This window comes from uncultured Microbacterium sp. (genome assembly GCF_964244775.1).
Taxonomy (GTDB): Bacteria; Actinomycetota; Actinomycetes; order Actinomycetales; family Microbacteriaceae; genus Microbacterium.
Genome location: NZ_CAXTJR010000001.1, coordinates 180,316 through 202,069, shown reverse-complemented (window position 1 = coordinate 202,069; position 21,754 = coordinate 180,316). Strand labels below are relative to the sequence as shown.

Here is a 21,754-nt window from a genome sequence, read left to right as displayed (position 1 = left end):
CTCACCTCGGGGCGGCCCCATCGACGCGCAAGGAGTCGATCATGCGGTGCAGGATGCTGCGCGCCGCCGCCTGCTCGTCTGCGGTGACTCCGTCCAGCATCCCAACCTCCACGGATCGCACTGCGGCGCTCGCCTTCTCGAGCACCCCACGGCCGCGTGGCGTGAGCTGCGTGGGAAGGACCTTGCCCACGGGTGCCTCCGACGGCCGAGACACATAGCCGTCTTGCTCGAACGCCTGCAGCAGTACGTTCATCGACTGGCGCGTCACGAACGCACCGCGGGCGAGATCGGAGTTGGACAGACCGGGGCGCTGCGCGAGCAACTCGAGACACGAGTACTGGGTGACAGTGAGCCCGAGCGGCTTCAGCACCGCGTCCATGGCCGCACGCAGGGCACTGGAAGCCTCTTTGAGGAGGTAGCCGAGCGACGTGGTGAGGTCGATCCCGACGTCGTGTTGACTCATGTCAGTATTCTGACATACATTGGAGAGTGTCAGAAAACTGACATAGAATGAGGAGTATCACCATGCCCGCCACCGGCCCCGACTTCATCTCCCTCCAGGCTCGCGACCTGTCCGCATCGCAGGCGTTCTACGAGAAGTACCTCGGACTGGTCCGCGCCCCCGCGGGTCCGCCCCACGCCGTCGTCTTCCAGACGACGCCGATCACGTTCGCGCTGCGCGACATCGTCACCGAGACGGATATCGCCTCCGGCGACTACCCCGGGATCGGCGCGGCGATCTGGCTGCACGCCACCGACGTCCAGGCGATCCACGACGTTCTAGTCTCGGACGGCCACGAGATCGTCTCAGAGCCGATCGACGGACCCTTCGGGCGCACGTTCACGTTCGCCGACCCCGACGGCTACAGGATCACCCTCCACGACCGCGCCTGAGGCTGGCGCGATCGTCGACGGCGTGACTACGGTGTCGCGTACCGAGCGATCGGCGCTGAGTCCGAGGCCGGTCACGGGTCACTCGTGTTCCGGCAGGAGCGGCGTCGACCAACCCGGATCCCGGCCGAGCTGAGTCGCCCGGGCGACCGAGGTGGCGCCGAAGCGATCGCGCACTGCGTCCAGCACCGTGTCGAGCCGGGCGCCGTCATCCCAATCGATGGGTAGTTCTTGTTGGATGCTGTCGACCCGGCCCAGCTGCGACAGCGAGACGCCGATGAGAGTGATGCCCCGCCCCGCGATCTCGGGCTGCGCCGCAGCGAGGAGCCCGCGGGCGACGCTGAGCAGGAGCGCAGTGCGATCGGTCGGAAAGCGGACGGTGTGCGATCGGGTGGCTTTCGCGTAGTCGCCGAAGCGGAGCCGCAGCACCACCGTGCGGCACACGCGATCGTGCTCGCGCAGACGGCGTGCAAGGCGGTCGACGATCTGCGTGAGGAACAGGTCGAGTTCGTCGGCCGTGCGCGGCCGGTTGCCGAGCGCTCGTTGCGAACCGATCGACCCGCGGCGGCGGGTGGTGTCGACCGGACGCGGATCGCGCAGGCGCGCCAAGGCGTGCAGGTGCGCGCCGTTCGCCTTGCCCAGCAGCCTCTCGGCGGTGGCGGCCTCCAGCTCCGCCAGCTGACCCACGGTGCGGATGCCGAGCCCGTGGAGCCTCTCGGCCGTGGCGGCCCCGACCCCCCACAGCCGCTCGACCGGGAGGGGCAGCAGGAACTCCTGCTCGCGGTCGGGCTCGACTACGAGCAGTCCGTCGGGCTTGCTGACCGCACTGGCGACCTTCGCCAGGAACTTCGTGCGCGCGACCCCGACCGAGATGGCGAGGCCGACCTCGGCGCGCACGCGCTCGCGCAGACGCACTGCGACCTGCTCGGGCGTTCCCGCGATGCGCCGGAGACCGCCGACCTCGAGGAAGGCCTCGTCGATCGAGAGGCCCTCGACGAGCGGTGTCGTATCCCGGAAGATCGCGAACACATCGCGACTGGCCGCCGAGTACGCCTCCATGCGCGGGGGGACGATGACAGCATCCGGACACAGTTCCCGCGCCTGCCGGCCGCCCATCGCGGTGCGCACCCCGCGGGCCTTCGCCTCGTAGCTCGCCGCCAGCACCACTCCTGCGCCCACGATGACGGGCCGACCGCGCAGCGCCGGCGCATCGCGCTGCTCGACCGACGCGTAGAACGCGTCGAGGTCGGCGTGCAGCACCGTTGCCTCATCCCGCATCGCGCCTCCCTCCTACGGCCCGATCACCCGTTCCGCGGATGATCCGTCCCGCGGATCGTCGCACGCACCGGCGACATCCAGCCCGACGCCGCCGGCTCCGCGACCGTCGCTCGCGGTGAGAAACCGGATTCGCGCCGAGACGCATCGCGCCGCGTGATGTGTCGACCGCGATGTGGTTTCTCGGGCGGTGCGGCGGTGCGGGAGCGGTGCGCCGGGAGTGTCGAGGGATGCGTCTACCCTCCTGGCATGCCGGAACGCATTCAGCTGTGGTGGGCACGGCGCCAGTTCTCGCGTGGCACCGAGACTCCCTACGCCGTGGGAGCGTATCGCGCGGCGTGGGCGGCGTTCCCCGCGCTCGTCCGGCAGTATCACCCCGATCTCAACGCCGGAATCAGCCTCAGCCAGATCCCGCCGGCGGCCGATGTGCTGCTGCTCTGGCAGTGCGAGGCGGGGCACCGGTTCGCCGCCACGCCCGGCGAGCAGCGCTCGAGGCCTGGCCGGGAGCGTCGACGTTCAGCCTGGTGCCCCGAGTGCTCCGAGCTCGCGCGCCCCGCGATCGCCCTGCCGATGCGCGACGCCGTGACTCTGCCAGGCGCGCCGCCGCAGGCGGCGGGCGCAGCATCCTCTCCGCCGCTCCGCGCGCGCCGCCGCCGCCAGCCGCCCGTGACGCTCTGCCCGAAGACGCCCGACCTGCCGACCGGCGAGCCGTTCCTGAGCGAATGCGCTCCGAAGCCGGCGTCCGCCGTCGAGGCCCGGGTGCGAGCCGATCTGTTCGCGCGCCTATCGGTCACTCCAGGACTGAACGCGGTGCGCGTCGCCAGGCCGTTCTTCCAGCACATCGAAGTGTGGCCCGACATCGTGTTTCCCGAGCTGCGCATCGCGATCGAGTACGACAGCATCGGGCGGCACGGCCTCGAGCACGTCGGCACGCGCGAGGCGACCGATCGCCGAAAGGACCGCGCCCTTCGGAGCGCCCGCTGGGAGGTCGTCCGCCTCCGCACCGGGAAGCTCGAACCGATCGGACCGTTCGACCTGCAGCTCGCGCAATGGAACCGGAAAGCACTCGATCGACTGATCGACACCCTGCGCGCCGTCCGCGGTCCGCTGTTCGTCGATGCCTATCTCACATGAGTACGCGAGTCAGTCCCAATCGAGGTATTCCTCGATGATGAACGCGGTCTGGATCGGGTGCGTCAGCGGGAAGTCGTGACCCGCCCCGTCGAGGTTCTTGACGCTGGCCCGCTCGGGAGCGGTCGCCTGCAGCCGCTCGCCGTGCGCCGGCGGGGTGACATCGTCGTCTGCTCCCTGGATGATGAGCACCGGAATGAGCGGTGCGAGCGCGAGCTGATCCTCTTCGACGCCGAGCAGCAGGAGTCCGTTGGATCGATCGGTGTGCGAGGCGGCGAAGGCGCCGGCGACGTTGCGGCCGCCTCGATATCCGCCGATCCAGGTGTGCTCGAGGCCCACGTGGTCCAAGACCGCGACGACATCCTCTACGCGCTCATCGAGGTCGGCGAGCTCGCCCCGCGAACCGATCCGCACGACATGGAATCCGGCCTCTTCGACGAGGTAATGCGAGATCACGCTCAGGCCGTCACCGCCGAGGTCGCCCTCGGACAGGAGCACGAGCGAGACAGGCCCCTCTCCCTCCACGGCGAACGGGATGGCGCGGGCTTCGGGCTCGAAGATCTGGGTGTCGGTCATCTCCGGGAGTCCTCTCCAGGCGGGTCAGTTGTTGAAGCGGAACTCCACGACATCGCCGTCGCGCATCACGTAGTCCTTGCCTTCGAGGCGCGCCTTGCCGCGCGAGCGGGCCTCGACGATCGAGCCGGCGTCGATCAGGTCGGCGAACGAGATCACCTCGGCCTTGATGAAGCCCTTCTCGAAGTCGGTGTGGATCACACCGGCCGCCTGCGGCGCCTTCCAGCCCTTGCCGATCGTCCACGCGCGCGCCTCTTTCGGCCCCGCCGTGAGGTAGGTCTGGAGTCCGAGCGTGTCGAAGCCGATCCGGGCGAGCTGATCGAGCCCTGATTCGTCCTGGCCGGTCGAGGCGAGCAGTTCCGCGGCGTCCTCGGGGTCGAGGTCGATGAGCTCCGACTCGATCTTCGCGTCGAGGAACACCGCGTGCGCGGGCGCGACGAGCGCTTCGAGCGACGCCTTGGCGGCAGCATCCGTCAACACCGCCTCGTCGACGTTGAAGACATAGATGTAGGGCTTGGCGGTGAGCAGCCCGAGTTCTCTGATGGCATCGAGATCGATGTTCGAATGCGACAGGAGGATGCCGCGCTCCAGCGCATCCTTGGCGGCCACCGCCGCCTCGAGCACCGCCGGGTCGGTCTTCTTGCCCTTGATCTCCTTCTCGAGCCGCGGGATCGCGCGCTCCAGGGTCTGGAGGTCGGCGAGCATGAGCTCGGCGTTGATCGTCTCGAGATCGTTCTTGGGGTTGACGCCGCCCTCGACGTGCACGACGTCGTCGTCGGTGAATCCGCGCACGACCTGGGCGATCGCATCGGCCTCGCGGATGTTGGCGAGGAACTGGTTGCCCAGTCCCTCCCCTTCGCTCGCGCCGCGGACGATCCCGGCGATGTCGACGAACGACACGGTCGCCGGCAGGATCCGCTCGGAGTGGAACACCTCGGCGAGCGCGTTCAGCCGCGGGTCTGGGAGGTTCACGACACCGACGTTGGGCTCGATCGTCGCGAACGGATAGTTCGCCGCGAGCACGTCGTTCTTGGTGAGCGCATTGAACAGGGTGGACTTGCCGACGTTGGGCAGGCCGACGATGCCGATAGTGAGAGCCACGGGCATCCAGTCTACGTGGGCGGGGTGCGGCCTCCCGGGCGAGGACTACCCGTCGGGGTCGACGTGCCACCGCATGAGCACGTTGCCCGACTCTGGCCACACCTGCGTGCCGAGGAGCTTGAGCGCCACGGCCGGCCGATCGTCGAACAGCGACACTCCCCCGCCGCCGATCAGCGGGAACGTCACGAGGTGCAGCTCGTCGACGAGCCCCGCCCGCATCAGATCGTTCCAGAGCAGTCGGCCGAGGAGGATCAGGATGCCGCGCCCCTCGCCCTGTTTGAGCGCCGCCACCTCGGCCCGTGCTTCGGCGACCGGCACGATGCGGGTGTTCGCGTACGGCTCGAGGTCGGCCTCGGTGATCGTGTCGGACACGACGATCTTCCGGGCGCCGAGGAACAGCTCGGCGAACTCGCGGCGGATGGGCGTCGCATCCGGGTCATCCGGCACGCTCGACCAGTATCCGAGGTTGCCCAGCGTCGATCTCTTGCCCGACAGCAGCACCGTGTCGGATTCGCGGAGCAGCCTCGTGGCATGGAAGTCGAACGAATCGGCACCCGCATAGTCGGGATGCTGGTGCTCGAAGAACGACGCGATGTCGTGGTCGTCGTCTTCGTACTTTCCGTCGACGGTGACGAAGTTGCAGACGGTCAGCGTGCGCATGCGCCCCAGGTTATGGCCGAATCGTGCGGAACGCCCGTGTCACGTAGGGAAGCTCGATCTGGCCGCCGCCGGCGAGCTCGGGCAGCTGCCCGAACAGGTCGAGCAGATCTCCCTCGATTCGAGCCCGGTCTTCGGGCGCGGCGGTGATGAGATAACTGCGCGAGCGGGCCATCGCGAGCAGCCGATCGGCGGTCATGGGCCGCGACCACTCGAACCGCGCCTCCGCCAGCGCTCCGAACGGCTCCGCGACGCGCGGACCGCCCTCGGCGATCATGATCTCCGCGTTGCTCTGGTGCATGATCTCGGTCATGCGCGCGACCCACGGCGCACGGTCGTCGCGGATGTTCCAGACGAGACCCAGCGCGCCACCCGGCCGCAGCGCGCGGGCGACCTCGACCGACCCCGCGACGGGCTCGACCCAGTGCCACGCCTGGCCGAGCACGACCGCGTCCAGTGACGCATCTGGCACCGGCAGACGCTCGGCGGTGCCGGCGAGCGCCGGAACGGCGGGATGCTCGGCGCGGAGCGCCGCGAGCATGTCGGCGTCCGGATCGACGGCGATCACGTCGGCGCCGAACTCGGCGAGGACGCGGGTGAGCTTGCCGGTGCCCGCGCCCACATCGGCCACGCGCAGCGGCGGTGCCGCGGTCGCGACGGGCTCCAGCATCCATTCCACGGCTTCGAGCGGGTAGCCGGGCCTGCCCGCCTCGTACTCGCCGACCATCCGCCCGAACGAGGTCGACATGTCATCGCGGCTCGCCATGCGTCGAGCCTATGATGTTCGGCGTTCCATCCGCCCGGCGCGCCTCCGCCGCGCACCGGCGCGCGCGAGTGAGGCTCGATGCGTGCCCCTGGATTTCACCGCGATCGACTTCGAGACGGCCAACTCCAGCAATGCTTCGGCCTGCGCGGTCGGGCTCACGCGGGTCCGCGACGGCCAGGTGGTCGCGAAGGCGGGATGGCTGATCCAGCCCCCGCCCGGACACGACGTGTTCTTCGAGCTCAACACGGGCATCCACGGGCTGCGCGCGGAGGACGTCGCCGGCGCGAAGCGCTGGACCGAGCAGCTCGACGACATCACGGCTTTCGCCGGTGCCGACGTGCTCGTGGCGCACAACGCCGGCTTCGACATGATGGTGCTGCGGCGCGCGTGCGAGGCAACGGGCGACCAGTGCCCGCCGTACCGCTACGTGTGCAGCCTGCAGGTGGCGCGCAAGACGTACGTACTCGATTCGTATCGCCTCCCGTCCGTGGCCGCTGCGGCCGGATTCCTCGAGTTCCCCCACCACGACCCGATCGCCGATGCGCTGGCGTGCGCGCACATCATGATCGACGCGGCGACCATCGTGGGTGCGACCGACATCGCCTGCCTCGCGGAGCTGTCCGGCGTGCGGATTTCGCAGATCCCGTCGCGCATACCGGCGGAGACGCCGGCTGAACTCGTGCTCGCCGTCGCCTGAGGCCTCCCGCTCTTCGGCGGGTCGACCGGCGATGTCGGCGGGTCGCGGCATCCTGAGCACATGGATGCACTCTTCGTCTCGCTGCTCGCCCTGGGTTGCCTGGCCGCCGGGATCTTCGCGGGCTGGTTCGCAGGGCTCGCGCGAGCGGCCGCGCGATCCCATCGCGAGCGCAGCGAGCTGACGGCCCGGCTGGCGGCTTCGGACGCGGCAGGCCACGCCCTGCGCGCCGACCTCGATCGGCAGATCGCGCTCTACCGCGAGCTGTCCGGGCAGGCACGCGCCGACCAGGCCGCCCGCGAGGAGCGGGAGCGGCGTGAGCAGGCGGTGCTCCGTGCCCTCGCGCCGGTGCAGGATTCGCTGCGGACGATGCAGCTCAAGGTCGACGACCTCGAACGCGACCGGCACACGCAGTTCGGCGCGGTCGCCGAGCAGCTCCGGCATGCGAACGAGTCGGGCGAGGCGCTGCGCGCGACGACCGAGTCGCTCGCGAGCGCGCTGCGCTCGGGCGCCACGCGCGGCGTATGGGGCGAGACTCAGCTGCGCCGCGTCGTGGAGGCCGCCGGGCTCACCCGGTACGTCGACTTCGACACGCAGAGCGCGGTGGTGACGGATGCTGGAGCCGGCCGCCCCGACATGGTCATCCGCCTCCCCGGCGACAAGGCTCTCGCCGTCGATGCGAAGGTGCCGCTGGACGCCTACCTCGAGGCATCCGCGATCCCCCTCACGGCGCAGGGCGAGGAGGGCGCGCGACGCCGCGCGCTGCTCGGCCGCCACGTGAAGGCCGTACGGGCGCACGTCGACGCCCTGGCGAGGAAGACGTACTGGGCGGGGCTGGCCTCCAGCCCCGAGTTCGTGGTGTGCTTCATCCCGAGCGAGTCACTGCTGGCCGCGGCGCTCGAGGAAGACCCCGCACTCCTCGATTACGCGTTCGGCAAGCGCGTCGCCCTGGCGTCACCGGTGAACCTCTGGGCGGTGCTGAAGACCGTAGCCTTCACCTGGACGCAGCAGGACGTGTCTCAGGAGGCGCGCGAGCTGCTCGCGCTCGGCACGCAGCTGTTCGAGCGGCTGGGCGGGCTTGCTGGTCACGCCGACGATCTGCGGCGAGCGCTGGAGCGCACGGTCGACAGCTACAACAAGTTCGTCGGCTCGCTCGAGTCGCGCGTGCTGGTGACGGCACGGAAGTTTCCGGGCATCGATGCGACCAAGCTCGACGCCGTCGCCGCGCCGGCGGTCATCGAGGCGGCCGGTCGCCGGATGACGGCCCCCGAGCTGCTCGAGGGCTTCGACACGCTCGACGGCTTCGCAGACGTCGATGCGCGCGGCAGTGAGGCGGAGTCCGGAGCCGACTCGCTCACGGCCGACGTCGGGGCGTTGCGCGAAAGGCTCACGCCCTCCGGCGAGTGAGCTCGGGAATCAGGCGCCGCCGGGAACGAAGCTGAGGAGCGCGATCACCGCGGCCGAGACGCCGACGAAGGCGCCGATCATCCACCACGCGCTGGGCTGGTGGCCTTCGTCGCGCCGTATGCGGAACAGGACGTCGGGGCGACGGGCGGGGTCGACGGCATCCGCGATGACGGCCTGCGCCCCTGTCTGCGGAGCGGAGCTGCTCGTCGGTGCGGGTGCGGACATCGTGCATCTCCTCGGTCTCAGAATTCTCTGAGTCAGCGTCGACTCCGCAGTCGATTCTGCCAGACCAGGCCGAATACGGGTGTCACATCCGCATCACAATGGCTATTCGCGTCTCGGCGCGCCACCGGGGCCCGCCGCACCGACAGTGTCACGCCGCAGTTTCGGAGATCTGCGGTTCTTCGGGCGGATCGCGCGCGGACCCCTCCGAAATTCCGTGCATCACCGAAGAAGCTGCAGCGAAAGACGGACCCCGCCCCCCATCGGCCGGCGCCCGCCGTCCGATCTACGACCGGGGGGTCACAGCCATTTGGAGGTCAGGTGCTCCGACACGATGCGCCGCAGGGTGCCCGAGCGACCGCGCAGCACGACGCTCTCGCTGTAGATGTATTCGCCCTCCCGACGCACGCCCGCGACCAGCTGGCCATCGGTCACGCCCGTCGCCACGAAGATCGTGTTGTCGCCCTTGACGAGCTCGTCGGCCTCGTAGACGTAGCCGTCGAGCTTGAGCCCCTTGTCTTTGCCCTTCTGCGCCTCGTCATCGTCGAGGGTCCACAGCCTGCCCTGGATGTGGCCGCCGAGCGCCTTGATCGCGCAGGCGGTGACGATGCCCTCGGGGCTGCCCCCGACCCCGGCGCACATGTCGGTGCGGGCGTTGTGACGGGCGGCGTTGATACCTCCGGCGACATCGCCGTCGCTCATGAGTCGCGTGCCCGCCCCCGCCGCGCGGATATCGGCGATGAGCTTCTCGTGCCGCGGCCGGTTCAGCACCGAGACGACGATCTCGTCGACGGGCTTGCCGAGCGCCTTGGCGAGGAGGCGGATGTTCTCGCCGATCGGCAGTCGGATGTCGACGACCCCGAGGCCCGCGGGGCCGGTGACCAGCTTGTCCATGTAGAAGACGCTGGATGCGTCGAGCATCGCGCCCCGGTCGGAGACGGCGATGACCGAGAGCGCGTTTTGACGGCCCGCGGCGGTCAGCGAGGTCCCGTCGATCGGGTCGACGGCGACGTCGCAGGCAGGTCCGCGACCGCTGCCCACCTTCTCTCCGTTGAAGAGCATGGGCGCCTTGTCTTTCTCGCCCTCGCCGATCACGATCGTGCCGTCGAAGTCCACGGTGCTGAAGAAGGCGCGCATCGCGTCCACCGCCGCGCCGTCGGCGGCGAGCTTGTCGCCCCGGCCGATGAACGGCACCGCCCGGATCGCGGCGGCCTCGGTCGCGCGCACGAGCTCCAGTGCGAGGTTGCGGTCGGGATGCAGAGGGCTCAAGTCCCCGGAGATGCTCACCATGCGCTCAGACTATCCAGCGCGCTCCGCGCGAAGCCGGCCGACCGCGCACGCGGACGCGAAGGAATCGCAGTTCTTGCCGAGGAGGAAGAACCGCGATCATCTCGGCGGCGCCGGGCGCAGCATCCTTCCCCGCCCGTCCCTTTCGCGGTCGGAGAGGGGCTCCTTCGCTAGAGTGACAGTGAACCCCTCCAACGACAAAGGGAGCACCTCATGCCTGTCGCCACCCCCGAGCAGTATGCCGAGATGCTGGACCGCGCGAAGGCCGGCGGCTTCGCCTACCCCGCCTTCAATGCCGCCAGCTCGCAGAGCGTCAACGCCATCCTGCAGGGCCTCACCGAGGCCGGATCCGACGGCATCATCCAGGTCACCACCGGAGGCGCCGATTACTTCGCGGGCCACACGGTCAAGGCTCGCGCGACCGGTGCGCTCGCCTTCGCGAAGTTCGTGCACGAGGTCGCGAAGAGCTACCCGATCACCGTCGCCCTGCACACCGACCACTGCCCCAAGCCCGCACTGGCCGACTTCGTGCTGCCGCTGATCGCGGAGTCCGAGAAGGTCGTCGCCGACGGCGGTCAGCCGATCTTCCAGTCGCACATGTGGGACGGTTCGGCCGTGCCGCTGGCCGAGAACATCGACATCGCGAAGGAGCTGCTCCCCCGCCTCAAAGCGATCAACGCGATCCTCGAGGTCGAGATCGGCGTCGTCGGCGGCGAAGAGGACGGCGTGCAGCACGAGGGCTCGAACGAAGCGCTGTACACGACGGTCGGCGACGTGACCGCAGCGGTCGAGGGCCTCGGTCTCGGCGACCAGGGTCGCTGGATCGCCGCACTCACCTTCGGCAACGTGCACGGCGTTTACGCTCCGGGCAACGTCAAACTGCGCCCCGAGCTGCTCGGCGAGATCCAGGAGGGCATCGCCGCCAAATTCGGAACCGGTCCGAAGCCGCTCGACCTCGTCTTCCACGGCGGCAGCGGATCGACCGACGACGAGATCGCCCTCGCGGTGGGGAACGGCGTCGTCAAGATGAACATCGACACCGACACCCAGTACGCCTTCACGCGGGCCGTGGCCGGCTTCATGTTCGCGAACTACGACGGCGTGCTGAAGGTCGACGGAGGCGTCGGCAACAAGAAGGCCTACGACCCCCGTGCGTGGGGCAAGGTCGCGGAGTCCGCGATGGCCGCGCGCGTCGTGCAGGCCACGCGGCAGCTGGGCTCGGCGGGCCAGTCGACCTCATGACGCGAGGCGCGCCAGCGCCGTATTGAAACTGAGCAAGCGGTAAGAAGGGCGGATGCTGCGGCATCCGCCCTTCCCGCCTTCAGGCCGGGTCGCGATAGACCTCGAGCAGTCCGGGCGCCCCTGCCGGGCGCGCAAGCACCTCGATCGGATCGCCGGCTTGCACCGATCCGCCGCGCACGACCCGCAGATACGGACCGAGCCGCCGCTCGTTCGAGAACCGCTTGACCCAGCCGCGCTGCTCCGCGCCCCCTACCCGCCGCGCGAAGGTCTGGCACGGCGTGCGCGGCATCGTCACTTCGACGATGACCCGCTCGCCGATCGCCCATCGCTCGCCGATCAGAGCGGCATTGACATCGATGCCCTCGGTGCGCAGGTTCTCGCCGAACCATCCGGGCGACAGCTCGCGCGCCAGCTCCGACTCCCAGAAGGCGGCATCCTCCGACGCATAGGCGTACAGCGCCTTGTCGAGTCCGCCGTGATGCTTGCGGTCGGCCTGGACATCACCTCGCACACCATAGGGGCCGATACGCACCTTCCCCGCTACGGGGCGCTTGTCGATGGCGGTGACGCCGTTGCCCACGTCGGGTTTCAGCTGATGGACCATGCAGACGGCGACCAGATGCGGCATCCGGACATATTACGTGTCGACTCGGGTCCGCGCGGCGAGCGCGCGACTCACCCTCCCGGCGTATCGGGCAGGTCGTACCGCATGAGCACCTTGCCGCCCGTAACGGTGCGGATCTCGACGGAGCGGATGGATGCTGCATCCAGCGCCGTACCCGCGCTCAGGCGCGCGGTCGAGCCCGGCAGCGCGAGCCATGTCGACACCGTCGAGACTTCGCCGTCGGCGCCCACGATCGCCAGCGCATACGGCCTGCCCTCCCCCGACCCGGGTGCGGCGGCGTCGGTGTAGCGGCAGTCGATGTCGATCTTCGTCCCCCACGCGACATCCGTGAGCCGCACGGATGCCACCAGCGGGGCACCGCTCACATCCTCGAGCGCGAAGGCCGGAGCGGGCCTGTCGAGGGACGAGATCGTCACGGGGATCGCCACGGCGGCGACCACGAGGACGACCGCGGCAGCGGCGAGGGAGAACCACGTCGCGCGGCGCCGACGCCGCGCGCGTGCGCGGGCCATCGAGGCGATGCCGTCGCGCAGCGCGATCGTCGGCCCTTCGGGCTCGTCGCCTGCGGCGAGCGACAGCGCGCGGGCGGCCGGGACCCGCGAGAGCAGACCGACCGTCGGCGCGAGATCTCCGATCGCGTGACGACACTCGTCGCACGTCTCGAGGTGCGCTTCGAATGCCCGCCGGTCGGCGCTCGAGAGCGCGCCCATGACATAGGCGGCATCCCATTCGGCGAAGTGCGCGTGATCCGGATTCATCGCGTCACCCCCCTTTCCTGCAGTGCGAGTCGCAGCGCCCGCAGTCCGTAGTGCAGCCGCGATTTGACGGTGCCCTCGGGGATGTCGAGCTCGGCCGCTGCCTGGGCGACGCTGCGGCCGCCGAAGTACGTGGTGACGACGACTGCGCGATGGTCGGCGCTGAGCGTCGCGAGCGCCTCCTCGATGAGGATCTGCTCAAACAGCGCGTCCGTGTCGTCGTCTCGGGCGCGCTCGGGCAGCTCCGCCACGGAGTGCTCATGCCTCTTGCGGGCGCTGCGCGCCTCGTCGATCACGAGGTGCCGGGCGACGGTGATCATCCATGCCCGCATGGTCGAGGGCTCCTGCGCGAGGATCCGCGGGTTGCGCCACGCGCGCAGCAGCGTCTCCTGCACGACGTCGTCCGCGCCGGCGCGATCGCCGGTGAGACTCACGACGTAACGCCACACCGGCGCGGCGTGCGCGTCGAAGAGGGCGCCCAGACGCTCATCATCGTCGCGCGGCATCGGCTTCGCCCCTCTCCTCAGAGAACACGACGCGCCGACCCGAACGGTTCAGACGGAGCGGGCTCAGCTCGTCTGCAGCAGTGAACTCGTGATCGCCGGGTCGCTCAGCAGGGGAACCATCAGGCAGACCGTCAGCAGGATGAAGCTGATCGCCGCGCCCACGAGCGGAACCCACCAGACCGTGCGACCGCGCCGTGCGCGCAGGAACACGATCATCGCGGTCAGGATCCAGCCGACGGAGAACGCGATCGCGCCGATCCATCCCCACGTGCGTCCCTGATCGACGTTGGTGAAGTCGCCGCTGATCCCGGCCAGGGTCATGAACTGCTGGGCGAACGCCGAGAAGTTCAGGGTCTGGATGCTGGTGAGGATGACCTGCACGAGCCCGTAGCCGAGCAGCACCATCGCCACGGTCAGGTCGATACGTCGCCGGCCCGCGCGTGAGGCGGCGGCGGCATCGACGTTCGGCGGGAGCGGCACCCAGTCGGGCGCCGGAGCATGCGGCTCGGCGGGGGCACCCGGGGCGGACTTGACCCGCTCCGGATCCTGCCCGGTCTCCAGCGCGTAGGTGAGGTCGGGCTGCTGGATTCGTGCCCGTTGCTCCTCGGGGGTCGCGTATTCGCCGTACGCCGGCCGCGGGCGCGCGGCCTCCGCACGTGTCGTGTCTTCGCTCATGCCCGGCCTCTGCCGCCGAGCGCACGCTCGTCGCGGCGACCGGCGGAATCCTGCCTGAGTTCCTTGGGGAGCGAGAACAGCAGGTCTTCCTCTGCCGTCCGGATCTCCTGCACCGAGCCGTACCCGGCACCGGCGAGCTCGGCCAGCACTTCCTGCACGAGCACCTCGGGAACCGATGCGCCGCTGGTGACCCCGACCGTTTCGACGCCGTCGAGCCACTCCTGCCGCATCTCGTCTGCGTAGTCGACCCGGTAGGCGGCCTTGGCCCCGTACTCGAGGGCGACCTCGACGAGCCGCACGCTGTTGGACGAGTTGGCCGAACCGACGACGATCACCAGATCGGAATCCTTGGCCACCTTCTTGATCGCGACCTGACGGTTCTGCGTCGCGTAGCAGATGTCATCCGACGGCGGATCGTGCAGTTCGGGGAAGCGGAGGCGCAGGCGGCGCACCGTCTCCATCGTCTCGTCGACCGAGAGCGTGGTCTGCGAGAGCCAGACGACCTTCGACGGGTCGTTCACCTCGATCGTGTCGGCGTGCTCCGGCGAGCCCACGACCGTCACGTGCTCGGGTGCCTCGCCGGCCGTCCCTTCGACCTCTTCATGGCCTTCGTGGCCGATCAGCAGGATCTCGAAGTCGTCGCGCGCGAAGCGCACGGCCTCGCGGTGCACCTTCGTGACGAGCGGGCAGGTCGCGTCGATCGCCTGCAGACCACGATCGGATGCTGCACGCACGACCGCAGGCGAGACGCCGTGAGCGCTGAAGACGACGTGGGCCCCCTCCGGGACCTCATCGACCTCGTCGACGAAGATCGCGCCCTTCTGCTCGAGTTCGGAGACGACGTGGATGTTGTGGACGATCTGCTTGCGCACGTAGACCGGCGCGCCGAAGCGCTCCAGCGCCTTCTCCACAGCGATCACTGCGCGGTCGACACCGGCACAGTATCCACGGGGCGAGGCCAGCAGCACCTTCTTGAGCCCGTTCACGGGGATATCCTGGAGGCGCTCGCGCCGCCGCGGAACGCGGGGGACGGGCATTCGGACGGCCGGAGTGCTCACGTCATCGATTCTACGGGGCCTGCCCGTGCTCGGGCTGAGCGCCGCCGAATGGCCGGCGCTGTACACCCGCATCCGCGGCTCCACCACGAAAGGCCTCGATGACGACGTTCGAGCCCGCCGTCGCCCCCGGCCAGGCGCCCCCGCCCGATTCCGTGCACCCCCGCGACTCGAGCCAGGCTGCGCCGACCTCGGTGTCGCGCCTGAACGAGACCATCCGCGGCTTCGTCGAGAAGTGGGGATCGGTCTGGGTCGAAGGCGAGATCACGTCGTGGAATCAGCGGGGCGGCAATGTGTTCGGCCGCATGAAGGATTCCGGCAGCGACGCGACGATCTCGTTCCGGATCTGGTCGAGCACACTCCAGCGCCTCCCGGACGACCTCAAGCTCGGCGACCACGTCATCGCATGCGTGAAGGCCGATTACTTCGTCAAATCCGGCGATTTCACTTTCGCCGTCTCGGCGATGCGGCACGTCGGGCTGGGCGATCAGCTCGAGAAGCTCGAGCGCCTGCGCGCCCAGCTGCGCGCGGAGGGGCTGTTCGACAGCGCACGCAAGAAGCCGCTGCCGTTCCTCCCCGGGGTGATCGGCCTGATCACGGGTGAAAAGTCCGATGCCGAGAAAGACGTCCACCGCATCGCCGAGCTGCGCTGGCCGCAGGTGCGCTTCCGCACTGCCTACGCCGCCGTCCAAGGCGATCGCTGCGTGCCCGACACGATCGGCGCGCTCGCTGCCCTCGACGCCGACCCGAAGGTCGACGTGATCATCATCGCGCGCGGCGGCGGCGATCCGCAGACCCTGCTCGGCTTCAGCGATGAGCGGATGCTGCGGGCCGTGGCCGCGGCATCCACTCCTGTCGTCAGCGCGATCGGCCACGAGAACGACCATCCACTCCTGGACGACGTCGCAGACCTGCGCGCCTCGACGCCCTCGGACGCGGCCAAGCGGGTCGTGCCCGACGTCGCGGAGCAGCGCGCCCTCGTCGGTCAGCTGCGCTCACGCCTCACGTCACGGCTGACGCAGCGTGTCACTCACGATATGGCCCAGCTAGAGCAGCTGCGCTCGCGGCCGGCTCTGCGCGCCCCGTCGTCGATGGTCGATGCGCGCGCGCAGCAGCTGTGGCTGCTCGTGGTGCGCGGGCGAGACCTGGTCGAACGCCGACTGGATACCCAGGAGCGGCGGACGTCGGAACTGCGCTCGACGCTGCGCGCCCTCTCACCCGCCTCGACGCTGGCGCGCGGCTACGCGATCGCCCACCTGGCCGGCGGCGCGATCGTGCGCGATGCCGCCCAGGCTCCGGCCGGCGAGCGGCTCATCGTCACAGTCGGGCGCGGGTCGCTCGCCGCCCGCTCGGAAGGCGAGATGGCCGAATCGGCAGCATCCGATCCCCCCGATCCCGCCGCCGATCCGCGCGCGACGTCCGTCGGGCCCGTCCCGGAGCCGACCTAGAATGGAAGACATGAGCGGGTCAGACCAGGGCGGTACCGGGGTCTCGACGGTGCCCTCCACGGAGGTCGCGACGCTGTCGTTCGAGCAGGCGCGCGATGAGCTCGTGCGCGTGGTGGCCGAACTCGAGCAGGGCGCTCCCACGCTCGAGGAATCGCTGGCGCTCTGGGAGCGCGGCGAGGCCCTGGCCGCCCGGTGCGAGGACTGGCTGCTCGGCGCGAAGAGGCGGCTGGATGCTGCGCGCGGCGCCGCGGCTCCTCAGAACGCGACGACCCAGGGCGCGGGGGCGTGATGGCATCCGGCCCACGCATCGTCGCCGAACTCGGTCGCCCCGAGACCGCGGACGAGACCGCTGCGCGCAAGGCCGAATCCTCGCGCGTGTACCGATCCAGCCAGACCGCGCGCAACCTGATCGCGGCACTGCTGATCACCCTCGCCGTGGTCGCCGTGATCATCTTCGCCGTGCCGCGCGGCACCCCCGCTCCCCCTGCACCGATCGACGTCGCCGCGGTCGCGGCCAGCGTCGGCTCGGGCCTGGAGCGCACGACGATCGCACCCGAGGTGCCGCAGGAGTGGATCGTGAACCGGGCTGCGGTCGAAGGCGATGCGACGGCGGCGTGGACGATCGTCTATGTGCCCGATACGGAGCAGGGGTACCTTCGGGTCGCGCAGGGATTCGACGCCGATCCGGCGTGGCCGACACGGGTGCTCAACGGCGCGTCGATCGACGGGAACACGACGGTCGACGGGATCGTATGGGACACCTATCGGATCGCCGATCCGGCGCGTGCGGGCAACGTGTCTGCCGCGATGAGCACTCAGGCCGGGCCCGACACGATCCTCATCTACGGCTCGACCGACGACGCGGCGATGCGCACGGCGGCGGCGGGTGTTGCCGACCAGGTGCGCGCACTGCGCGAACAGACGAATGGAGCCGGCCGTTGAGCCACGACAGACCCACCCCCGGTGCCGCATGGGCCGACATGCTGAGCGGCAACCTCAGGTTCGTCGAGGGCACGCCCCAGCATCCGCGTCAGGACATCGAGCGACGGCAGTCGATCGCCGCGGGGCAGAAGCCCCGTGCGGCGCTGTTCGGCTGCTCGGACTCACGTCTGTCTGCCGAGATCATCTTCGACATGGGGCTGGGCGACCTGTTCGTCGTGCGCAACGCCGGCCAGGTGATCTCCGACTCCGTGGTGGGCAGCCTCGAGTACGCCGTAGCCGTGCTGGGGGTGCCGCTGATCGTGGTCCTCGGGCACGATGAATGCGGTGCGGTCAACGCCGCGATCGACAGCACCCGGATCGATGCCCCCCACTTGCCGCCGCACATCTGGCGCCAGATCGCCCCGATCGTGCCCGCTGTGCGCCGGGTCATCCGCGAGGGGACTGCCAACGGCGTGCCGGCGGGTGAGGTCGACGGCGAGCAGGTGGGCCGTGAGCACCTGCGCGACACCGTCGCCGAGCTGCTGCACTCGTCCGAATTGATCAGCGATGCGATCGCAGAGGGTCGCCTCGCGATCGTGGGAGCCAACTACCGACTCGACGAGGGCACGGCCGTGCCCGACATCATCGTGGGCGACGCGACCGACGCGTCCGCCTGAATCCGGAGGAACGAAGACGTGAGCGACATCGAGTACCGCATCGAGCACGACACCATGGGCGAGGTGCGCGTACCCAAGGACGCTCTGTACGCCGCACAGACGCAGCGCGCGGTGGAGAACTTCCCGATCTCGGGCGACAGCCTCGACCCGGCGCAGATCGTCGCCCTCGCCCGCATCAAGAAGGCCGCGGCGCTGGCGAACAAAGACCTCGGGGTGCTGGGCGCCGACGTCGCGGACGCGATCGCCTCCGCGGCCGATGAGGTGGTCGCCGGTGGCTACTTCGACCAGTTCCCGATCGACGTCTACCAGACCGGCAGCGGCACGTCGTCGAACATGAACATCAACGAGGTGCTCGCCTCCCTCGCCTCACGCAAGCTCGGGGCGCCGGTCCACCCGAACGACCATGTGAATGCGTCGCAGTCCTCCAATGACGTCTTCCCGACGTCGGTGCATGTCGCGGTCACCCAAGCGCTGATCGACGATCTGATCCCCGCCCTCGACCACCTGGCCGTGGCCCTCGAGGCCAAGGCCGTGCTCTGGAAGGATGCTGTCAAGGCAGGACGCACGCACCTCATGGACGCGACGCCGGTGACCCTGGGTCAGGAGTTCGGCGGTTACGCCCGCCAGATGCGGCTCGGGATCGACCGCGTGCAGGCGGTGCTGCCCCGCGTGGCAGAGGTGCCGCTGGGCGGCACGGCTGTCGGCACCGGGATCAACACCCCGCTGGGCTTCCCGCAGAAGGTCATCGAGCTGCTCGTGGCCGAGACGGAGCTGCCGATCACCGAGGCGAAGGACCACTTCGAAGCCCAGGCCAACCGCGACGGCCTGGTCGAGGCATCCGGCGCCCTCCGCACCATCGCCGTATCGCTGACCAAGATCAACAACGACCTGCGCTGGATGGGCTCGGGTCCGAACACCGGGCTCGGCGAACTCCACATCCCCGACCTGCAGCCCGGCTCGTCGATCATGCCCGGCAAGGTCAACCCCGTCGTGCCGGAGGCGACCCTGATGGTGTGTGCGCGCGTGATCGGCAACGACGCGACCGTCGCGTGGGCCGGCGCATCGGGGATGTTCGAGCTGAACGTCGCGATCCCGGTGATGGGAACCGCGCTGCTCGAATCGATCCGGCTGCTCGCCAACTCCATGCGGATCCTCGCCGACAAGACGATCGACGGGCTCGAGGCCAACCTCGAGCGGGCGGCGGCGTTCGCCGGGATGTCGCCGTCGATCGTCACGCCCCTCAACAAGCTGATCGGGTACGAGGCCGCGGCGAAGATCGCCAAGCACGCGGTCGCGAAGGGAATCACCGTGCGCGAGGCCGTGATCGATCTCGGCTACGTCGAGCGCGGCGAGCTCACGGCGGAGCAGCTCGACGAGAAGCTCGACCTGCTCTCGATGACTCATCCCGGATAAGCAGGGCCCTCGGCGCCCGGAAGGGTGATAATCGGGGGGTGAGCCGCAGGCCAAGAACTGTCTCGGCGCGCGTACGGATCCTGGGGGCAATCCTCGCCGTGGCGTGCGTCGGGCTGGCGATCGTGGGCAGCGTGACGTTCCTCGTGCAGCGCGAGCGGGTGCTGGCCGAGATCGATGACCGCCTGACCTCGCAGATCGCGAGCCTGAACACGGTGGCGGGCACCGACACCGACTCCGCCGGAACCACGACGGAGGGTGCTCCCACCGCCACCGACAACCTCGACGTCGATGACTACACCACCGTCGTCGAGTACCTGCGGGTGGCCGTCGCGCGGCTCGTTCCCGGGCGCAACGAGGGATCGGTCGGCATCCTCGACGGGCAGGCCCGCTACCGCCCGGGCACCCTGTCGGGATTCGACATCTCGCAGGATCAGGCGCTCATCGACCGCGTCGTCGCCGAGACGACCGCCTCGGGCACGGCGGTGCGCGGCACCGCCGTCACCGAACAGGGCTCGCTGCGCTACATCGCCGTTCCGGTGACGATGGCAGGCGATCCGCAGCAGGGCGTGTACCTGCGAGCCGTCGACCTCGACGCCGAGCTCGCACCGGTGACCTTCTCGATCGTCACCTACGGGATCGCCGCGGGCGTCGTGCTGGTCGCGATCGGTATCGTCGGCTGGTTCGTCGCCGGGCGGCTGCTCTCGCCCCTGCGTCGCCTGCGCGACACCGCCGACTCCATCACGCTCACCGAACTGGGCGCGCGACTGCCCACGCAGGGTAACGACGACATCACCGACCTCACCCGCACCGTGAACTCGATGCTCGACCGGCTCGAGGGCTCGGTCGACACGCAGCGACAACTCCTGGACGACGTGCGGCACGAGCTGAAGACGCCCATCACGATCGTGCGCGGGCATCTGGAGCTGATGGACCCGGGTGACGCGGTCGACGTGCAGGCCACGCGTGAGATCGGGATCGCCGAACTGGACAGGATGACCCGCCTCGTCGACGACATCGACCTGCTCGCCGCGGTCGAAGGCGATCAGTTCTCGATGTCCGATGTGGAGGTGGAGGCACTCACCGATCGCGTGAGCGAGCTGGTCTCGGTGATCCCCGGCCACGAGTGGAGTGTGCGCCAGACGGGCTCGGCCCGGGTCACCGGTGACGAGGACCGGCTCCTGCAGGCCTGGCTGCAGCTGGCCGACAACGCCGCGAAGTACACGCCCGACGGCTCGCCGATCGAGATCGGCAGCACGATCGACGCCGGTGAGGCGCAGCTGTGGGTGCGCGACCACGGCCCCGGCATCCCTCCCGCCGCACGCCACCGCATCTTCCGGCGTTTCGACCGCGCGCAGGGCAAGCGCTCCATCGGCGGCTCGGGTCTGGGCCTGGCGATCGTGGATGCCATCACGAAGGCCCACGGCGGTCGCTGCTCGGTCGGCGACACCGAGGGAGGCGGCGCGACCTTCACCATCCACGTGCCGATCGGCGCGCCCACCGCACTTCCCGCCCCCGTACGCGCCGGCGACGTCGTGCTGCAGCGAGAGGCCGCCGGATGACGCGCATCCTCATCGCGGAAGACGAGAGCAGCATCTCCGCCTTCATCCGCAGGGGCCTGGAGTCGGCCGGATACGCCACGACGATCGTGGAGGACGGCGCCGACGCACTCGAGATCGCGCTCGGCGGCAGCATCGATCTCGTGCTGCTCGACGTCGGGCTGCCCACGATGGACGGCTTCGACGTTCTCCGTCTGATGCGCGCCCGCGGGTCAGCGCTCCCGGTCATCATGCTCACTGCGCGCACCAGCACCCGCGACACGGTGGATGGTCTGGATGCCGGAGCCAACGACTACGTCCCGAAGCCGTTCAAGTTCGACGAGCTGCTGGCGAGGGTCCGCTCACGCCTGCGCGAGACGACCGCGACCACCGCGATCGTCATCACCCAGGGGGAGGTCGCGCTCGACGTGCGGAGCCGACGCGCCACCGTGGGCGGTCGGGAGGTCGATCTGTCGTCGCGCGAGTTCGAACTCGCCGAGCAGTTCCTCTCCAACCCGGGGCGCGTGCTCAGCCGGGAGCAGCTCCTCAGCACGGTGTGGGGGTTGGATTTCGACCCCGGGTCGAACGTCGTCGACGTGTACGTGCGCTACCTGCGCGGCAAGCTCGGCGCCCAGCACATCACAACGATCCGCGGCACCGGCTACCGCTGGGACTGACTCGGCCGGCTCGAGATCCCGCTGAGCCTGCGTCGTACATCGGTCCGGGCGATCTCGATACGCTCGCAAGCTCGCTACTCGATCACCGCCGCACCGCGACCCCGCGCAGGTCGAGTAGGCGCGCCAGCGCCGGCTCGAGACCCGCAGAGCCTGCGTCGTGCGTCGATCCGGGCGATCTCGATACGCTCGCAAGCTCGCTACTCGATCACCGCCGCACCGCG

Annotated in this window: 25 protein-coding genes; 12 read left to right on the top strand and 13 right to left on the bottom strand. The window is 69.7% G+C overall.

The features are described from left to right. Position 1 precedes the first annotated feature (1 nt). The gene (locus ACFE6Z_RS00955; protein ID WP_375383823.1) at positions 2-463 is read right to left on the bottom strand and encodes a MarR family winged helix-turn-helix transcriptional regulator; all 462 of its coding nucleotides are present in this window, start codon (positions 461-463) and stop codon (positions 2-4) included. Positions 464-525: 62 nt separating this feature from the next. On the opposite strand from ACFE6Z_RS00955, the gene ACFE6Z_RS00950 reads away from it, so the two are divergent. Further along, positions 526-894: a VOC family protein gene (locus ACFE6Z_RS00950; RefSeq protein WP_375383822.1), complete on the top strand. Its 369-nt coding sequence runs from the start codon at positions 526-528 to the stop codon at positions 892-894. A 78-nt stretch (positions 895-972) separates the two neighbouring features. Here the strand turns inward: ACFE6Z_RS00950 and dinB are convergent, their stop codons facing one another. Continuing rightward, entirely contained in the window at positions 973-2,169 is a 1,197-nt protein-coding gene (gene dinB / locus ACFE6Z_RS00945; protein ID WP_375383821.1) for a DNA polymerase IV, read from the bottom strand. 246 nt (positions 2,170-2,415) lie between these two features. Here dinB and ACFE6Z_RS00940 point away from each other — a divergent pair, with 246 nt between their 5' ends. Next, positions 2,416-3,300, top strand: a complete 885-nt coding sequence (locus ACFE6Z_RS00940; RefSeq protein WP_375383820.1) for a zinc-ribbon domain-containing protein — start codon at positions 2,416-2,418, stop codon at positions 3,298-3,300. Positions 3,301-3,309: 9 nt separating this feature from the next. Here the strand turns inward: ACFE6Z_RS00940 and ACFE6Z_RS00935 are convergent, their stop codons facing one another. The 4 genes from ACFE6Z_RS00935 to ACFE6Z_RS00920 are packed head-to-tail and all read right to left on the bottom strand — an operon-like array spanning position 3,310 to position 6,394. After that, on the bottom strand, positions 3,310-3,873 hold the full coding sequence (locus tag ACFE6Z_RS00935; protein WP_375383819.1) for an alpha/beta fold hydrolase: 564 nt from the start codon (positions 3,871-3,873) through the stop codon (positions 3,310-3,312). Between the two features lie 24 nt (positions 3,874-3,897). Continuing rightward, on the bottom strand, positions 3,898-4,971 hold the full coding sequence (gene ychF, locus ACFE6Z_RS00930; RefSeq protein ID WP_375383818.1) for a redox-regulated ATPase YchF: 1,074 nt from the start codon (positions 4,969-4,971) through the stop codon (positions 3,898-3,900). Positions 4,972-5,016: 45 nt separating this feature from the next. Then, positions 5,017-5,631, bottom strand: coding sequence for a dihydrofolate reductase family protein (locus ACFE6Z_RS00925; RefSeq protein ID WP_375383817.1), 615 nt, complete (start codon positions 5,629-5,631; stop codon positions 5,017-5,019). Between the two features lie 10 nt (positions 5,632-5,641). After that, on the bottom strand, positions 5,642-6,394 hold the full coding sequence (locus ACFE6Z_RS00920; protein ID WP_375383816.1) for a class I SAM-dependent methyltransferase: 753 nt from the start codon (positions 6,392-6,394) through the stop codon (positions 5,642-5,644). An 82-nt stretch (positions 6,395-6,476) separates the two neighbouring features. Between ACFE6Z_RS00920 and ACFE6Z_RS00915 the strand changes: the two genes are divergently transcribed. Together ACFE6Z_RS00915 and ACFE6Z_RS00910 are read left to right on the top strand one after the other, a co-directional pair. Then, a complete protein-coding gene (locus tag ACFE6Z_RS00915; RefSeq protein WP_375383815.1) occupies positions 6,477-7,091 on the top strand; it encodes a 3'-5' exonuclease in 615 nt (204 codons plus the stop codon). Between the two features lie 60 nt (positions 7,092-7,151). Further along, on the top strand, positions 7,152-8,495 hold the full coding sequence (locus ACFE6Z_RS00910) for a DNA recombination protein RmuC (RefSeq protein ID WP_375383814.1): 1,344 nt from the start codon (positions 7,152-7,154) through the stop codon (positions 8,493-8,495). Between the two features lie 9 nt (positions 8,496-8,504). Here the strand turns inward: ACFE6Z_RS00910 and ACFE6Z_RS00905 are convergent, their stop codons facing one another. Beyond that, positions 8,505-8,720 carry a UDP-N-acetylmuramyl pentapeptide phosphotransferase gene (locus ACFE6Z_RS00905; protein WP_375383813.1) on the bottom strand — a complete coding sequence of 72 codons (216 nt, stop codon included), beginning with the start codon at positions 8,718-8,720 and terminating at the stop codon, positions 8,505-8,507. 297 nt (positions 8,721-9,017) lie between these two features. Continuing rightward, a complete protein-coding gene (glpX, locus tag ACFE6Z_RS00900; RefSeq protein WP_375383812.1) occupies positions 9,018-10,007 on the bottom strand; it encodes a class II fructose-bisphosphatase in 990 nt (329 codons plus the stop codon). Between the two features lie 210 nt (positions 10,008-10,217). On the opposite strand from glpX, the gene fbaA reads away from it, so the two are divergent. Then, positions 10,218-11,246: a class II fructose-bisphosphate aldolase gene (gene fbaA / locus ACFE6Z_RS00895; RefSeq protein ID WP_375383811.1), complete on the top strand. Its 1,029-nt coding sequence runs from the start codon at positions 10,218-10,220 to the stop codon at positions 11,244-11,246. A gap of 79 nt (positions 11,247-11,325) precedes the next feature. On the opposite strand, the gene ACFE6Z_RS00890 is transcribed toward fbaA, so the two are convergent. The 5 genes from ACFE6Z_RS00890 to ACFE6Z_RS00870 form a co-directional block, all read right to left on the bottom strand. Further along, positions 11,326-11,874: an MOSC domain-containing protein gene (locus ACFE6Z_RS00890; protein WP_375383810.1), complete on the bottom strand. Its 549-nt coding sequence runs from the start codon at positions 11,872-11,874 to the stop codon at positions 11,326-11,328. A 47-nt stretch (positions 11,875-11,921) separates the two neighbouring features. Next, positions 11,922-12,629, bottom strand: coding sequence for a zf-HC2 domain-containing protein (locus tag ACFE6Z_RS00885; RefSeq protein WP_375383809.1), 708 nt, complete (start codon positions 12,627-12,629; stop codon positions 11,922-11,924). Beyond that, positions 12,626-13,132 (bottom strand): sigma-70 family RNA polymerase sigma factor, encoded by a 507-nt coding sequence (locus ACFE6Z_RS00880; protein WP_375383808.1) that lies wholly within the window; start codon positions 13,130-13,132, stop codon positions 12,626-12,628. The genes ACFE6Z_RS00885 and ACFE6Z_RS00880 overlap by 4 nt, the downstream gene beginning before the upstream one ends. A 63-nt stretch (positions 13,133-13,195) precedes the next feature. After that, complete coding sequence (locus ACFE6Z_RS00875) at positions 13,196-13,807, bottom strand: DUF6264 family protein (protein ID WP_375383807.1); 612 nt, start codon at positions 13,805-13,807, stop codon at positions 13,196-13,198. Then, the gene (locus ACFE6Z_RS00870; RefSeq protein WP_375384621.1) at positions 13,804-14,844 is read right to left on the bottom strand and encodes a 4-hydroxy-3-methylbut-2-enyl diphosphate reductase; all 1,041 of its coding nucleotides are present in this window, start codon (positions 14,842-14,844) and stop codon (positions 13,804-13,806) included. Before ACFE6Z_RS00870 ends, ACFE6Z_RS00875 begins: the two co-directional genes overlap by 4 nt. A gap of 119 nt (positions 14,845-14,963) precedes the next feature. Between ACFE6Z_RS00870 and xseA the strand changes: the two genes are divergently transcribed. Genes xseA through ACFE6Z_RS00835 form a run of 7 tightly spaced genes read left to right on the top strand, consistent with a single transcriptional unit; the run spans position 14,964 to position 21,533 of the window. After that, the gene (gene xseA, locus ACFE6Z_RS00865; RefSeq protein WP_375383806.1) at positions 14,964-16,310 is read left to right on the top strand and encodes an exodeoxyribonuclease VII large subunit; all 1,347 of its coding nucleotides are present in this window, start codon (positions 14,964-14,966) and stop codon (positions 16,308-16,310) included. Between the two features lie 10 nt (positions 16,311-16,320). Then, positions 16,321-16,599, top strand: coding sequence for an exodeoxyribonuclease VII small subunit (locus tag ACFE6Z_RS00860; protein WP_375383805.1), 279 nt, complete (start codon positions 16,321-16,323; stop codon positions 16,597-16,599). Then, on the top strand, positions 16,599-17,252 hold the full coding sequence (locus tag ACFE6Z_RS00855; RefSeq protein WP_375383804.1) for a DUF4245 family protein: 654 nt from the start codon (positions 16,599-16,601) through the stop codon (positions 17,250-17,252). The genes ACFE6Z_RS00860 and ACFE6Z_RS00855 overlap by 1 nt, the downstream gene beginning before the upstream one ends. Before the next feature lie 38 nt (positions 17,253-17,290). Continuing rightward, positions 17,291-17,908, top strand: coding sequence for a carbonic anhydrase (locus ACFE6Z_RS00850; RefSeq protein ID WP_375384620.1), 618 nt, complete (start codon positions 17,291-17,293; stop codon positions 17,906-17,908). An 18-nt stretch (positions 17,909-17,926) separates the two neighbouring features. Beyond that, a complete protein-coding gene (locus ACFE6Z_RS00845) occupies positions 17,927-19,321 on the top strand; it encodes a class II fumarate hydratase (protein ID WP_375383803.1) in 1,395 nt (464 codons plus the stop codon). Positions 19,322-19,359: 38 nt separating this feature from the next. Continuing rightward, complete coding sequence (locus ACFE6Z_RS00840) at positions 19,360-20,880, top strand: ATP-binding protein (protein ID WP_375383802.1); 1,521 nt, start codon at positions 19,360-19,362, stop codon at positions 20,878-20,880. Continuing rightward, complete coding sequence (locus tag ACFE6Z_RS00835; protein WP_375383801.1) at positions 20,877-21,533, top strand: response regulator transcription factor; 657 nt, start codon at positions 20,877-20,879, stop codon at positions 21,531-21,533. The genes ACFE6Z_RS00840 and ACFE6Z_RS00835 overlap by 4 nt, the downstream gene beginning before the upstream one ends. Positions 21,534-21,754: the final 221 nt, after the last annotated feature.